The 15896-nt window shown below is 37.3% G+C and carries 11 protein-coding genes and 1 riboswitch; of the genes, 7 read left to right on the top strand and 4 right to left on the bottom strand.

The features are described from left to right. Window positions 1-38 precede the first annotated feature (38 nt). Window positions 39-896: an alpha/beta hydrolase family protein gene (locus tag AAC073_RS01090; protein ID WP_339921980.1), complete on the top strand. Its 858-nt coding sequence runs from the start codon at window positions 39-41 to the stop codon at window positions 894-896. On the opposite strand, the gene AAC073_RS01095 is transcribed toward AAC073_RS01090, so the two are convergent. Then, window positions 885-2216: an FAD/NAD(P)-binding oxidoreductase gene (locus AAC073_RS01095; RefSeq protein WP_339921981.1), complete on the bottom strand. Its 1332-nt coding sequence runs from the start codon at window positions 2214-2216 to the stop codon at window positions 885-887. The two genes, AAC073_RS01090 and AAC073_RS01095, sit on opposite strands and share 12 nt — an antisense overlap. Window positions 2217-2776: 560 nt before the next feature. Between AAC073_RS01095 and AAC073_RS01100 the strand changes: the two genes are divergently transcribed. From AAC073_RS01100 to AAC073_RS01115, 4 genes are read left to right on the top strand one after another with little or no spacing between them, the layout of a single operon-like run. After that, the gene (locus AAC073_RS01100; RefSeq protein WP_339921982.1) at window positions 2777-3478 is read left to right on the top strand and encodes a hypothetical protein; all 702 of its coding nucleotides are present in this window, start codon (window positions 2777-2779) and stop codon (window positions 3476-3478) included. Further along, on the top strand, window positions 3475-6237 hold the full coding sequence (locus AAC073_RS01105) for a TonB-dependent receptor (protein WP_339921983.1): 2763 nt from the start codon (window positions 3475-3477) through the stop codon (window positions 6235-6237). The genes AAC073_RS01100 and AAC073_RS01105 overlap by 4 nt, the downstream gene beginning before the upstream one ends. Continuing rightward, the gene (locus AAC073_RS01110; RefSeq protein ID WP_339921984.1) at window positions 6237-7394 is read left to right on the top strand and encodes a DUF4249 domain-containing protein; all 1158 of its coding nucleotides are present in this window, start codon (window positions 6237-6239) and stop codon (window positions 7392-7394) included. The genes AAC073_RS01105 and AAC073_RS01110 overlap by 1 nt, the downstream gene beginning before the upstream one ends. Then, window positions 7279-9033, top strand: a complete 1755-nt coding sequence (locus AAC073_RS01115; protein ID WP_339921985.1) for a hypothetical protein — start codon at window positions 7279-7281, stop codon at window positions 9031-9033. The genes AAC073_RS01110 and AAC073_RS01115 overlap by 116 nt, the downstream gene beginning before the upstream one ends. A gap of 29 nt (window positions 9034-9062) precedes the next feature. Here the strand turns inward: AAC073_RS01115 and AAC073_RS01120 are convergent, their stop codons facing one another. Both AAC073_RS01120 and AAC073_RS01125 read right to left on the bottom strand, forming a co-directional pair. Continuing rightward, window positions 9063-10541, bottom strand: coding sequence for a sulfatase (locus AAC073_RS01120; protein ID WP_339921986.1), 1479 nt, complete (start codon window positions 10539-10541; stop codon window positions 9063-9065). Window positions 10542-10672: 131 nt separating this feature from the next. Then, a complete protein-coding gene (locus AAC073_RS01125) occupies window positions 10673-11746 on the bottom strand; it encodes a DUF4407 domain-containing protein (protein WP_339921987.1) in 1074 nt (357 codons plus the stop codon). 312 nt (window positions 11747-12058) lie between these two features. On the opposite strand from AAC073_RS01125, the gene AAC073_RS01130 reads away from it, so the two are divergent. Both AAC073_RS01130 and AAC073_RS01135 read left to right on the top strand, forming a co-directional pair. After that, window positions 12059-12709: an SGNH/GDSL hydrolase family protein gene (locus tag AAC073_RS01130; protein WP_339921988.1), complete on the top strand. Its 651-nt coding sequence runs from the start codon at window positions 12059-12061 to the stop codon at window positions 12707-12709. Between the two features lie 355 nt (window positions 12710-13064). Then, a riboswitch (SAM riboswitch) is annotated at window positions 13065-13169 on the top strand. A 115-nt stretch (window positions 13170-13284) separates the two neighbouring features. Continuing rightward, window positions 13285-14463, top strand: a complete 1179-nt coding sequence (locus tag AAC073_RS01135; protein WP_339921989.1) for an aminotransferase class I/II-fold pyridoxal phosphate-dependent enzyme — start codon at window positions 13285-13287, stop codon at window positions 14461-14463. 120 nt (window positions 14464-14583) lie between these two features. Here the strand turns inward: AAC073_RS01135 and AAC073_RS01140 are convergent, their stop codons facing one another. Next, window positions 14584-15894: an efflux RND transporter periplasmic adaptor subunit gene (locus tag AAC073_RS01140; protein ID WP_339921990.1), complete on the bottom strand. Its 1311-nt coding sequence runs from the start codon at window positions 15892-15894 to the stop codon at window positions 14584-14586. Window positions 15895-15896: the final 2 nt, after the last annotated feature.

The raw sequence follows: 15896 nt of genomic DNA on the forward strand, positions 1-15896 counted from the left end.
ACTCATAGGGAAATTCACCTATGCTTTTACAACTTTTCATGAGATATTCTACCAAAACTTGTTTTTTCCTAACCTTCCTGATAGTTATTGTCAGCAACTCCTACGCGCAAGTAGACACTGTAAGGCACTTCAGCCATAGTCTCAAAAAGGAAATGAGGTATGCCATCACTTATCCGGACTCGTATAATAAAACCAATGCGGATTATCCTGTAGTATACCTACTTCATGGTGCCGGTGGAAATTATAGCAATTGGCATAAAAACGGAAAAAGGCCTGGGCTTTTGCCTGAATTGGCCAATACCTATGACATTCTTATTGTAACCCCAGAAGTGGGGCCATACAGCTATTATTACGACAGCCCGCTGCTAGACTCCGTTCGCTATGAATCCTATATAACGATAGATTTAATACAAGAGATCGACCAAAAATACAGAACCATTTCCAAGAAGTCTGGGAGGGCAATAACTGGACTTTCAATGGGTGGGCATGGCGCATTGATGTTGAGTGCCAAACACCCGGGTTTATTTTTTGCAGCAGGGAGCATGAGTGGTGTAATGAATATTGATACCCGTGAATGGGATATTGACGAAAGCAGAAAGGAATTAAGGGTTAAACAACAAAAAGAAATGTTGGGAGAAATCAACTACGATGCCCCTTTTAGCCCTTATACTGTTGTAGGCTTCATTGAAAAAATGAAAGAGAATGGAGTGCATATGATCATTGATTGTGGTACAGAAGATTTTCTATTGGGTACTAACCGACAAATGCATCAGCTCCTTCTTGAAGCTGGGGTTGCACATGATTATATTGAAAGACCGGGAACCCACAATTGGGAATATTGGACCAATTCACTCCCTTATCACCTGCTTTTTTTTGATGAGCTCTTAAGAAAATAATTTTTTGACAATTCTTTTTAATAATGAGGAGCGATAGGTTTTAATCACCTTTTTAAACTCAATTCCAAAGGATTTTTTAATCAATGAACATGCTTCAGAAGAATAATAATTTTGCTCCAATCCTTCTTCCATGCTATTAATAAAGTCGTGTGCTTTACTATTAGCTTGCAATGCAGAAGCCATATATGTTTTATTAAACCTTAATCCTAAGCAAGCAATCCCTTTTATCGAAAAATCATCTTTTCTATAGTGAAGTCTAAATGAAATATCGCCTACCGGGTGTTCCCAGTAAAAATTTTGGGTATCATTACCCCATTCGGGGGAAATTTTCCCATAAGTTTGCCAAGAAAGGTCTTTAAAAACATATTGTTTACTTGGGAAATTTTCAGTACAAGGCTCAATTTTGAACTTATCCCTACCATTTAGGTAGGTAAAACTTTCCGCTTCCTCCTTTGTCACAACCGTAATTTTATCACCCACTGCATACACATTGGAATAACCTAAAACACAATGTCCCGCGTTGGTCTTCAAATCTGCATCCGAATAGAATTTCTTTAAATTCAAAAAAGTAGGACCTACCTTTTCATCATCCACAACGACCACTTTTCCAGCCAAAACATCCATGCCATTGGTTATTTGTAGCCTTATCAGGTCGTCCTCTTCCTTATCAATAGGTTTTTCAATCCTGGTTTCAAAATATAATTCGACCCCCTTTCGCTTAAAATATTTGCTAAATAACCAAGCTTCTTCTGTAGGTAATTCGCCTATAGCCAGTCTGGAATGTTTACAAACAATTGAGGGATAATAGCCATAATCCAAATACTTTAAGGCCATGGCCATGGTTGCCAACCCATGGCCCTCAATGATGACTTTTTTCGCATTAAAATTCTGAAAATCTGGGCCATAGGAGTTTTTTGGAAATGCCGAATTAGTAAGATTACCAACCTCTTTTAATCTAACCTTCAATTCAAATTCACTCACAATCAATAGATAGTCGTAGTTAATTGCTCCTCCCTTATAGTAAAGAACGTTCTTTTCTTGATCGATTGAATTGATCTTAGAGAAGTTATAGGCCAATGTAAAATTTTCCATCTGATAACATGATTCTTCACCAGAAATTGGAAACAGCTTTTTATTTCTTATTAAAAACAAAGCCTCAATTAAAAAGGGGGAAGTTCTTGACTTATCGAAAATGGTAACATTCAAATCCTTAAAACGTTCTTGCCAACCTATAAGAAAATCTACCCCAGACAAACCTAGCCCGACGACCACAAGGTGTGGTGACTTTTCTTTGGAAATTTTGAGTATTGAATTTATCAACTTTATTGTCTTATTTAAAAAATAGCAATAATTTAAAGTAATGTCCCAAGCCAACAATCAAGCCAGATTTATGGCTTTAATGCTTAAAATCGCATTGTCGCAACCATTCCACCATAAGCTTCTTTGTTTACCATTTTGATGAAATCAAAACTTAAACTGAAAGTAAAAACCCAATTTGACCTACTGTCACTCTTTCTAAGTCTACCAATAAGTCAAAAATATCAGTCAAATATTAGATGGCGATTCCGTGCTGATCTATATTTTAAAATAAGAAGTGATTGCCTAGTCAGAAACGTAAAAAGTCTATGAGTAGATTTAAATCTAAAGTCATTTAATTCTATTTTTGTAATACTTATACGTCTCCTGAATGTGTTACTACCATCACAAGAAAATTATACTGCTTAAAAATTGAAGCATTTATTGGTTATTCTATTCTTTATTTCACGCGTATTAATGTTTTTTTTAGTAATATCTATTCCCCGTGTTTATTCATAAATTAAAAGTTCTATATTTCAGATGTTTTAGTTCACAGATATTAGCCCAATAGATTTGCTTTCATTATGCGCAAAGTTTTTTTTGTAGTAATTGTTTTGACATTGCCTTTTCAAACGAAAGCTCAAGCGTCTTTTTCAAAACAATATGCTGAAAAGTATAAAGAGGTACTACAGTTTTATCCGGAAATAAATACCGGTACTCATTATATTGAGGAGAATAGATCTTTAGACGGGCATCCCTTCTATTTGTCTGCTAAAATCGATTTTGGCACTTTAACCATTGGTGAATTCCATTTTGAGAATGTGCCACTTCAATATGACATATGGGAAGACTGGATTATTTCATTTTCATCTGTTTTTAACCAAAGGATGATCCTCAATCATCAAAAAATTGAGCGGTTCAAGTTAGTGGATGGTTCTACTTTTGTTAAAAGAGAGCAACCAGCTGGTTTCCTATTTCATGCGAATGGTTTTTATAGAGAAATTGTAACTGGAGAAACCGGCTTGTATGCCAAACACAGAAAACAAAAAAAGCAAGAGTCTTCTACTATAGAGCTTAAAAGAAGCTATGATGAAGTGATTAGGTATTTTTTCGAATTAGATGGCGTATTGGTCCCTGTTCCAAGTAAAAGAAATCTTTTTGAAACTTTGGGGATTTCCAAAAAACAAGCTAAACAAGAGATTAAGAGAGCTGGATTAAGGTATAAGAAAAACAAAGAAGCCTACCTGCAAACTTTGGTAAGTATGTCTAATAATGTCCAACCATGATTAAGAAAATATTACGACTAAGCAGTTTGCTTTGTATGGTGTTCGTTCAGCTTTCTGTGGCTCAGACACCAGATAAGGACCGTATTTCTGGGATTTTCTCTGGCATTTCCTTTAATCAATTTGCTCGAATGATTGAGAGCAAATCAGATTATAAATTGTTCTTCAAACCTGCTGATGTAGACACATTGTCCATAAACATCAATGCCTATGAAAGCCCCATTGAGGACATTCTTGATGAAGTATTTACTTCCACAGAACTCTTTTATGCTATCGATAATGAAAAGAGGATTTTCATTAGCAAAGGATCAGCTTTGGACATGCGGCTTCCAGCTAACTTTTTTGAAGTTCAAAAAGCAGAAAAAGATTTAAACTTGTTCGAAAACAGCCAACAGGAATCAGAAGATAGAACATTTGCCAAAAACAGGCTTTGGGAAATAGGAAACAGTAGTGCTTCACCCGGAGAAACCAATGCTATTCTAGAGGGAAAAATCACCAGTGCTGAATCTAAAGAACCCATAATTGGCGCTTTGATATATACTACTGGGCAGAATGCAAAATCCATATCAGATGAATATGGTCATTATTCAATTACACTCCCCAAAGGCCGACATACCCTGGTTTTTCAGAACTTTGGTGCTTACCAAGAGCAAAGACAGGTAAATCTTTTAGGAGGCGGCCAATTAAATGTGGAAATGGACGATAATATTATTTCGCTAACTGAAGTTACAGTAACCTCAGAAAAATCGGCAAATATTGAACGTCCTGAAATGGGTCTGGCGTCAATCACAGTACAATCCTTAAAAAAGTTACCTGCCGTATTGGGAGAAGTGGATGTTCTCCGCGCTATTCTGACTCTTCCTGGTGTGAAAACTGTAGGGGAAGCCAGCGCTGGCTTTAATGTAAGAGGTGGTGCAGCAGATCAAAACTTGATTTTGTTTAACGGGGCCACCATATATAACCCTACACATCTTTTTGGACTATTTTCAGCCTTTAATCCAGACATGGTGGAGAGTGTGGATCTTTACAAAGCGGGTGTTCCCGTCCAATTTGGCGGCAGATTGTCTTCCGTATTGGACATCAAAAGTAAGTACGGCTCCTCGGAAAAAATCAAAGGAGGAGGAGGTATTGGCCTAATGACAAGCCGGCTGTATTTAGAAGGTCCAATTTCTGATAAAACCACATTTGCATTGGGCGGAAGAAGCACCTACTCTAATTGGCTATTTGGGTTTCTGGATGAAGAGTCGGAATTCCGAGACAGTAGGGCATCATTCCATGATTTGAATCTCAATATGAAGCATCAAATCAACGAAAACAATGAGGTAACCCTTTCTACCTATTGGAGTAAGGATTCCTTCCGTTTTGATAAAGACACCGTATTCAATTACCAAAACCGCAACCTAAGTGCTACATGGACCCACTATTTCAGTGATCGACTTGAGGGCAAATTCCATCTAGGGCATGACCAATATTCTTTTAACATTCAGAGCCAACAAGATCCTTTAAATGCCTTTACTTTTGGATTTGGTATGGACCAAAGCAGTTGGAAAAATCATTTCACCTATGATTTAAATGACAAACACCAATTGGATTTTGGAATGAATGCCATTTATTACAATCTCAATCCTGGTAAACAAGTACCCCAAGGAAGTGAATCCATCCTTTTAAATGAACGGGTTACACGTGAAAATGCCCTGGAAACCTCGTTTTTTGTTGGTGACAATTATGAATTTAATCCAAAACTAATGTTCAGTTATGGGTTAAGGTATGTGATTTATAATTACCTGGGGCCAAACACTATCAATGAATATCCTGCCAATACTATAAAAACAGAGGACACCAAAACAGGCGAATCCACCTATTCCTCAGGAGAGTTTATTAACACGTATCAGGGCCCAGAAGTTAGATTCTCTGCGCGGTATTCCTTAGATAACTTCACCTCCATTAAAGCAGGATACAATAGTATGAGACAGCATTTACACATGCTTACTAATACTTCGGCCATCGCCCCTACTGATACTTGGAAGCTAAGCGATCCACATTTAGCACCCCAAATGGGACAACAATGGGCTATCGGTTTTTTTAAAAATTATCAATCAAACATTATAGAAACCTCCATTGAAGTCTATTATAGAAAAATGAAAAATTTGGTAGACTTCAGAAGCGGTGCCTCTTTAATTTTGAATGACAATATCGAACAGGATATACTTAATACGGAGGGTAAAGCCTACGGTGTTGAGATGATGGCAAAGAAAACCGAGGGGAAATTAAATGGATGGGTGAGTTATACCTATTCTCGCTCCTTGTTGAGGACTAACCCTGAAGAATTGGGTGAGAAAGTTAATAAAGGTAAATTATACCCAAGCAATTTCGATCAACCACACGACATCATGCTGGCAGGGAATTTTGAATTCACCAAACGAATCAATACCTCTGTTAACGCCAATTACAGTACAGGAAGACCGATAACACTACCTATAGCTAAATTCTATTACAATGGTTCAGAAAGGGTTTTCTACTCCGATCGAAATGATCACCGAATTCCAGATTACTTCAGAGTGGACCTATCTTTCAACATTGAGGGCAATCATAAAGTCAAAAAGCTAGCGCATGCTTCCTGGTCATTAGGTATATACAATGTACTAGGTAGAGCAAATCCTTATTCAGTATACTTCTCCCCAGAAAATGGATCAATTCAAGGCTACAAGCTTTCTATTTTTGCAAGACCTATTCCTTTTATCACCTATAACTTTAAATTTTGATGGATGCTGTAATTAAAAAAATGCACCTTCCTCTAATTCTAGGTGTTCTATTTGTCTTCTTTGGTTGCCGAGAACCTTTTACTCCAGAGCTAAAAGAACTCAACGAAAGTATTTTGGTGGTAGAAGGATTTATAGAAGTCGGCGGTGGCAACACCAGTATTAAGCTAAGTCTGGCTTCTCCACTGTATACTGACTTACCTAATTTACCTGTGCCTAGAGCAATCATTACTTTACTTGGTGAGAATGGTGAGCGCTGGGAATTGGGCACCGATAATTGGGGAGCCTATGTTACTGATGCTTTTCTCCCTGAAGATGAGGTGTATACTCTTACCATAGACTTAAGCAATGGCCAAAGTTATGTCTCAGATAAAATTAAGCCAATTATAAGCCCAGACTTTGACATCACGTTTACCAAAGAGGATGGAAATGTGCAAGTGTATAGCAACACAACAGGGAATGATGAAGCAGAGTATTTTTTATGGCAATATGACGAAACCTGGATGTACCGGACCCCATATACCTCCTTCTTTAATTATGACAAGGATACTAAAGAAATGGTCGCCATTCCATTAGATCAATTAACCAACAGGTGTTACAATTTTGATCAATCCAGAAGGGTGATTTTGGAAGCCTCTTCTAGATTTGAAAACAATAGAATATTTCAAAAAGAATTGCTAACAATTGACAGTCTTTCAGAAAAATTAGGTGTTCGGTATCGCATAAAAGCACGGCAATATGCCATAGATAGAGAAGCCTATATTTTCTGGGAAAGCATCAGAAGAAACTCAGATGACATAGGTGATATTTTCAGCCCCTTACCTTCTGCTGTCTCAAGTAATATTCACGCCATAGACGATCCAGACGAATCGGTTATTGGCTACGTTTCTGCCGGAAAATCCAACGAAAAAATCTTGTATATCAATTCAAATGATGTCTTGCCATGGCGAACGTCATTAAAGGATTATTTTGGCTGCGTCATCGATACAGTTGCTCCTATAGACTATGAAGAAATCTTTGGCTTATTGAATTTTACACCCTTATATGAATATTGTGAAAATTTACCTTGTGGAGGATACTTTTATTCAACAGAGGGATGTACAGATTGTAGGCTCAGAGGAGGAGTGCTACAAAAACCAGATTATTGGGAAGATGAGTAGGCTGCTAAAACTTAATAACTTGACCTTGACTATATTGACATTAAGTCTTTGGTTTATTGGAAGCTACCCAGTAAGTGGACAAAGTAAAGTGCAACTTCCAGAAGAAAAGGTAACCGTTCAAGTAGTTAACCCCGTATCACTAACGGAAGAATACCTATGGATGAGCGTATCTGTGAAAACGAATGGAGGACCAAGTCCCTCTAAAGTCATATATATGGAGTTATTGGATAGAAATGGGATTTCTGTCGTAAAAGATCTCGCAGAACTGATAAATGGCGAAGTCAGCTCTTATTTGATGCTTCCATCCGACTTGCCTTCAGATCACTATCTTTTGAGAGTCTATACAAGGATCAGCCCTTATATTTCAGGAGAAGAAGGGGTATTTCAATCCTTGGTATCTATTATAAACCCAAAAATCCCACCTGTAATCACACCCTCATCAACCTTGGTAAAGGACAGCACTGCTAAGCCATTGGAGGCCAAATTCATAAATGGTAAGGACAGCTTGGTAGAAGTGTCGATCCCAATGGAAAAGGCAACTGAGATTTCATTGGTAATTAATAAAACAACACCATTTGACAACCTGGGTACAGCTTTAAATTACAGCATGATGTATCCTGTAGATATTGATTCAAACACAGCTTTGGTTCCCGAGCTATTTGGACATATCATTAAAGGAAAATTATTGGACGATTTAATAGACACCACTAAAGTATTCTTCCTTACCCTTCATGGAAGTCAATCCCATATGTTTATTGATACTCCAAATGAAAAAGGAGAGCTGTATTTTGAAACGGGTAATTTCACTTACTATGACTACGGTATCATCCAAACTGCTGAGACTGACCAACAGGTAAATTTTATTCTTGCTTCTCCTTTTTGGGACCAGGTTCCTAATGAAAATTTTCAATTACCTGCTTTAAATCTAAATCAAAATGATGAAGAATTTATCAAGGAAAAGATCTTAGCCAGGGCAAGTCATCAATATTATATTGGACCGGTAGCAATCCTTAAAAAACCTTTGCCTTTCCAATACATTACAGATTATAGTTACACCTTGGACGATTATAATCGATTTGTCGATATGGCTACCACTATCAGAGAATATGTACCAATGGTATTGGTTCGAAATCAAGATCGCAAGACAATATTTAAAAATTTTAATATCCCCTATAATCTTGTGTTTAAAGAAAGCCCCCTACTTGTCATTGATGGAATGCCTGTCTTCGACAGTGAAGCTTATGCTAATTTTAATCCAAAAGGAATTGAGAGCATGGATATAATCAACCGGTATTTTTATATCAATGATCAACAATTTACCGGGATGGTGAACCTTACCTCCTTTAAAAATGATTTTGGAGGTTTTGACTTGCCTAAAAATGCCTTGTTTATTACCTACAACGGTATTCAAAAACCTTATGAATACCGCTCTTCTATGGTGGATGGAAATAACAATCATTTTCCTGATTTCAGGACTACTTTGACCTGGCAGACGGACAAAGAAACAGATGATAATGGCAATCTTAACTTTTCTTTCAAGCCCTCCCGCTTAAAAGGAGAATATTTGCTGAGAATTCAATACAGGGACAGTCTTAACAATGACTTGAAAACTGCCCAATATTCCATAGATATGAAATAGTCTATGCTAAGCTTTTCCTTACCTTATTTTTAACGGTTAAGTTCAAGGTAGTTTTCTTTTCTTAGGCTATCCTTTCTATCGTAGAGATAATTCCATTTCTTCATGTAATCGTCTGCAGGAAGAAATTCATCGTTAGTAGCCTTGAGTTTTGCAGCCAACACGCCATCCAAATGATTTTTTAATTGACTAAATTGAGGCATTTCTGCCAGGTTGTGCATTTGGTAAGGATCCTGTTCGTTGTCATATAATAACCACGGACCAAGTAAATCTTTAACATAGGTATATTTCTTTGTCCTGACACCTCTGAATTCCCTTCCGCCATTCATGAATTGCCATTCGTGAAAAGGCACAGGAAGCATGATCAAAGCCGCCTCATTGCCTAATTCATCTCCAGCTATAAGGGCTTTAGAAAAGTCGGTACCTTCGATGGTATTTGGTATTTCCAAGTCACTTAAACCTAATAAAGTTGGTAAAAGGTCAGGGGTATTTATAGGGTCGTATAGCTGATGTGCCACTTTACCCAATTTGTCTGGATACCTAATGAGCAAAGGAACTTTAATGGATTCATCCCAGGGTCTTTGTTTCTTTAATACCCCTTTTGACATAAGCATATCTCCATGCTCAGAGGTAAAAACAAAAATGGTATTGTCGGCTACTCCTGCTTCTTCAATTGCCGCTAATAACCTCCCTACCGAGTAGTCCAAAGCGGTACAATGGGCATAATAATTGGCTAAAACATTCCTTGCACTGTCTTCAAGCGCCTCAGGAACATTTGGCCTTAGGTTTAATTTTGAAGCATCGTACAGGTCTTTATATTCTTCTGGTGCAGTAGGATAGGGATCATGTGGAGGTCCCCAAGACAATACCAATAGGAAAGGATTATCTTTATTTTTATTGATATAGCTTATAGCACTGTCTGTTTGAGAAAATGCGTCATAGCCTTCCCAATACTGCTTTTGATTCTCCTCATCAAAATAAAAAGAGTTATTATAATTATGGGTTACTTCCCTGACTTTCCAATAATCAAAACCTTGTCTTCTTTCTTTAGGTACAGGTTTATTTCTTGCACTAAATGGCTCCTCTCCTCGTTCATGTCCATTTAAGTGCCATTTTCCTATATAACCAGTTTGATAACCTGCTTTTTTATATATTTTCGCAATAGTTGTCGCCTCAGTAGGAAAAGGTTTGTCGTTATAAAAAACCCCATGCGTCAAAGGATACTGGCCAGAAATAAAGCTACCTCTCCATGGAGCACATACTGCCATTACAGTCACAGCATTATGGAAAACGGCACTCTCCTGCGCAAGACTGTCCAAGTTTGGAGTTATGACATCTTTATTGCCAAGATAACCTATCGATTGTGCCCGCCACTGATCTGCCAAAACAAAAACAATATTTGGTGCAACGGAGGTCTTTTCAATCTTAACTTCATCTTTTGCAGGTTCTTTGCATGAAAAGCCCAGTAAAAGAATACTGCAAAAAATCAATGTTTTGTACAGACGCATCATCAGTAAAATTTAGGTCAGGTTGAAGTTTGTAAAATTAAATAAAAATCAATCACCTCGACTATAAAATTGAAATAATGAATACACTAATTATAACTCATCGTTTAAAAACTATAGACTTGAAAAAATTTAGTTCATCGGTTGTGGAACAAGCCCAAATCAAAATTTTTCCGAGCAACTTTTCTTTCTGGTTGAATTTCATCAAACACCTCTTTTCTCAATTCACTATCACTCTTCTTTTTATACCAAAGTTCGTCTGCGGATAAAACAATTCCCGCTTCATATAAATCCAACAAATGATCATATGGGCCTCTTTTCGCCAAAAGTTTGACCAAAATAGGAGCCATTTCTATCATAATAAACAAGGCCATTATTAAAAGGTTGGCCCAATATACAGCAGTGTTTGCATTGGTAAGTGCATCCAATGCTTGAATTCTTGCAGCCAGCCCATTATTTGCAGCTAAGGATACCATTTGATAATCGAGTTCTGCTGTCATTTTATCGTTGAGTTGATTGATTTGCTGTACCCTCTCCTGAATCTTGTCTCGGTTTAAACTTTGGGTGTATTCCAAGTCTTTTTGTGCTTGGTCAAGTTGCACTTCTTTTTTCTCTGCATTGATACCAATACCTGCTCTCCCGGTAGTTTCACCAGTTTTCACTCCAAACCGTTCATTGTCATACTCTACCTGTTTTTCATTTCTAAAAGCTTCTTTTCTATTGATTTCAGCATTTAACCCCTCAATCTCCTCTTCCAACTTGATCAACTCAGGATAGCCCGCTTTTATTTCATCTTTACTTTCAGTAATGGTTGCTAAACGCTGTCTATCTAATTCCCTATTAATTTCTTTTTCAAATATCTTTAATTCCAATGGTTTAGCGATAACCAAGGCTATTAAAATAGCTAAAATTAGTCTTGGGAGTGCTTGCTTTAATTCTGATAAAAACTTCTCTCTTTTTTTGAGGGTTGAGACGATGTACCTATCTAAATTAAAAATCATTAACATCCATACCATCCCGACCGCGATAATGGTATAAATGGATTCAAAAATTGTAAACAAGGCATAGCCTACAGACAATCCAGCAAAGACAGCGGTGAACAAAACTGTTCCTCCTATTCCAATAAATTGATGGATGGAACCTGGGCACCGTTTTACCAAGGGAAGGTAAGCACCGGAACAAAATACAAGAAAGCGTTCTAATTGATTCATAAAAGTCTGGTACTGCTTAAGGTTTTTATCAAACACATTCCAAGGAAGAGGCCAAATTTTTCCTATAAGACAATTTTAAAACGGCTGTTTTCAAAATTATTGTACCAACCTGTTTTACAGGGGTTTAAAAAACAAATTCTTCGTATTAATTGGCTTATCTATAGTTTTTTTTCTAACTAATACTATTAAAAAAAATAATTATTTGTTCAAAACAGAAAAATGTCCGGTTCAGTTGTCCGTTAATGATACAATTAAAACATTTTAAAATTCATTAAATTAAAGTAGTTTAGTTTTCAAAACCCATTTAAAATCATGAAAAAAAATAATTTCATTCTAACAGCTCTATTACTTTTTATATGTCTGTCTGTTTTTGCACAAGACCCTACAAGATTTAAGAGCCAAGTCGCACAGATTAACAAAGATTATCCACCCCAGAGCAATTTAAATTCCATTGTTTTTACGGGTAGTTCTACCATTCGAATGTGGAAAAGTCTCCAAGAAGATTTTCCAGAGCATAAGGTCATAAATGCTGGGTTCGGTGGCTCTCAGTCTGCCGATTTACTTTATTATTTAAATGAACTAGTAATAGATTATAAGCCTTCAAAAGTTTTTATTTACGAAGGTGACAATGACATCTCAGGAGGCAAATCTACAGAGGAGATTTTGTCGAATTATAATCTAATTGTGAGCAAAATTCACGAGGCACTTCCTGAAACAGAAATTATTCTTATTAGCCCGAAACCTAGTGTATCTAGATGGGAACTGGCCGATAAATATCTTGAATTAAATAAAAATCTAAAAAAATCAACTAAAGGTAAAAAATACCTGACCTATGCAGATTTGTGGAAACCCATGCTTAATAAGGACAAAGAACCTATGAAAGATATTTTCCTTGAGGACAACCTCCATATGAATGCAAAAGGTTATGCCATTTGGGCCAAAACGATCAAGACATATTTATAAACCACTTAAGGATATAAAGTCGAGAACGAAATGACTATCCATCAATCGACTTTTTGTATAGATTATCAAAAAAAGGTATGAAATTTCTTTTATAGCCAAAAATCCATGAATCTCTATATTTAGCCCGAAATAGGTATGCAATTGCCTGCTTCGGGCTATCTTTTATTGGTGATTGAATGCGATCCTTTATTAAACACTTTTACCAATAGCATTCTCAAATAGCAGAATGGGTACAGCTTCTTTTCTGCAACGGCAAGCAATTCCCTTAAAAGATCCCCTTATCCAATATAAAAAACCAATGAGATTTGGAAAAGAGACCTACCATTCCTTTATTTGCATTAAATTTCAGGAAACTGATTTATAAAGAAGAGGCGAGAGATCAGGCTCTGTGAACCTCTGGCAACCTTCCGAACCAAGGAAAGGTGCCAATACCTGCCCAATAAATAGGGAACGATAAATTAGAAAATAGGACAGCACTTTCATTCGCCTTCTTTATCTACCTTGTTTGATTTCACTATCCTGCATTTTTGCTGGATGGGTTATATTCATGTATCTACGATAAGAAAATTTCTTTTATGGATTATAAAAATTTTGAAACACAGGCAGTAAGAATAGCTGCATCTTCTTCAAACCAAAGAGAACATTCCGCACCTATTTACCTAAGTTCCAGTTTCGTTTTCGATTCTGCCGAGCAAGCCAGACAAATGTTTGCAGATGAGATTGAAGGAAACATCTATTCCAGGTATGCCAACCCGAATACGAGTGATCTAATAGAAAAGGTATGTGCCGCAGAAGGTACTGAAAGTGGCGTTACAACTGCTTCTGGAATGGCCGCAATGTTTGGCAGCATGGCTTCATTGTTAAGGCAGGGAGACCACGTTCTTGCCTCTAGGTCTCTGTTCGGATCGACCCATCAACTCTTAACGCGTATCTTTCCGAAATGGGGCATATCACATACCTACGGAGATATATCAGCTATCGGTCAGTGGGAACAGTTGGTTCAACCAAATACCAAGATGTTATTTATCGAAACCCCTTCTAATCCGGGTTTGGAAATAATTGATTTGGAATACATAGCAAAATTTGCAAATGCACATAACCTGGTTTTGGTGGTAGACAATTGCTTTGCTACACCTTATCTGCAACAACCTGCTAAATGGGGCGCACATATTGTCACCCACAGTGCTACTAAATTCATTGACGGACAAGGAAGGGTTTTAGGAGGACTTATTCTTGGAAAAAAAGAACTGATAGACGAAGTTCAATTTTTTATGCGTCATACCGGTCCATCTTTGTCCCCATTTAATGCATGGATTTTAGCCAAGAGCATGGAAACTTTGGCCGTTAGAATGGACAGGCATTGCGAAAGTGCACTTAAAATAGCCCAGTATTTTGAGGGAAACAATGAAGTGGAAGTAGTAAAGTACCCATTTTTAGCCTCCCATCCGCAATTTGACCTTGCCAAAAAACAAATGAAGCATGGTGGTGGAATTATTACATTGACATTAAAAGGAGGATTGCCTAGAGCTAAAAAATTCATTGACCAATTACAAATGATTTCTGTCACTGCAAATCTTGGTGACACCCGAAGCATAGTTACTCACCCTGCTTCGACTACCCACAGCAAACTCACCCAAGAAGAAAGAGAAAAAGTGGGCATATTAAACGGTTTGGTCAGATTGTCTGTTGGGCTGGAACATGTAGACGACATTATTCTTGATATAGAAAGGGCATTAGAGCAATCTAAAAACTAAAAAAGGGTTACCTAATCCCAGATGGAATTAGGTAACCCTTTTTTTAATAGCAAAAAATTTTAAAACTAAGCCTTCCAATAAGTAATAGGAAGCCAATTGCTTATTGGGGCTTAATTGGAATCATTTCTTATTTTCAGGACTTTCCTGTTCTGCAATCGAAACTTCCTTGTCATTCTCAAGTTGGGTACTTACTATAAAATAAGGACCAGTTATCACTTCTTGCCCTTCTTCTAAGCCCTCCAGTATTTCTATATTTTCAAAATCAGAAATCCCTGTTTTTACTTCCTGCACTACAGCTTTGTCTTCATTTTTCAAAAAGACCAACTCTTTCATATTCCCCTTTCCATCGCCGGATTCAATCACTTGGCTGGATCGGACAGTAACGGCAGCAAGAGGAATCGACAAAACGTTTACCTTCTTATCCGTTATTATTTCCACACTGGCTGTCATTCCTGGGCGAAAAGGAAATGGATTTTCTTTTGTTACAAGTTCTTTATAGGAGTCATTAATAATTCTGATACGTACTTCAAACTCTGTTACCGCATCCGTGCTAACTTTTTCGTTGGCGGAATTGGCAATGGCCGTAACAACGCCAGTAAATTTTTTACCCGTAGAAGAATAAGAGTCCACTTCTATCAAAGTCGTATCACTCATGCTTATTCTAACGATGTCATTCTCATTTACATTTACCCTCACCTCCATTTTTGAAAGATCGGCAATTCGTAACATTTCTGTTCCTGCCATTTGAGCTGTCCCGACTACTCGTTCACCTTTTTCTACCAGAAGATTAGATACAATTCCATCCGTTGGAGAATAAACATTGGTCAACCTTAGGTTTTCTCCAGCTTCATCCACAGAGGCTTTTGCACTTTTCACAATAAATTCCGAAGCAATAACGGATTGCTTGGCTGCTTCAAGGTCATTTTCACCAGTGAGAAAATCAGCATTAATCTGTTCAAAATCTGCATCAGAGATCACCTTGTCTTCATACAAAGAAAGGTTTCTGTCGTAATCCAATTTTGAGCGATTGAATTGTGCTTCAGCCCGTTTTAAACTTGCTTTTGATTGGGCTAAATTTGCCAATTGCTGGTTTAAATTGGCCTGGGCTCTATCGAGTGCAGAAATGAAATTGTCAGGCCTAATCTTGACCAACAAATCCCCCACATTTACGGAGTCACCTTCATTTACGTTTAATTCGATGATTTCTCCAGCCACATCTGGGCTCATTTTAACCTCCGTTTCGGGCTGAACGATTCCCGATGCACTTACCTTTTCTATGATGTCTTTTTTTCCAACTTTGCCAGTCTGGACTTCTAAAGGCTTCTCTCCTCCTACCCATCCTGCTTGCCTTCCTACAACTAAGCCTACAACCAAAAGGGCAACTATTCCCAGTAAAATGTAAATTAATTTGTTTGAGTTTTTCTTGGCCATTT

Source organism: uncultured Cyclobacterium sp. (assembly GCF_963977555.1).
Lineage (GTDB): Bacteria > Bacteroidota > Bacteroidia > Cytophagales > Cyclobacteriaceae > Cyclobacterium.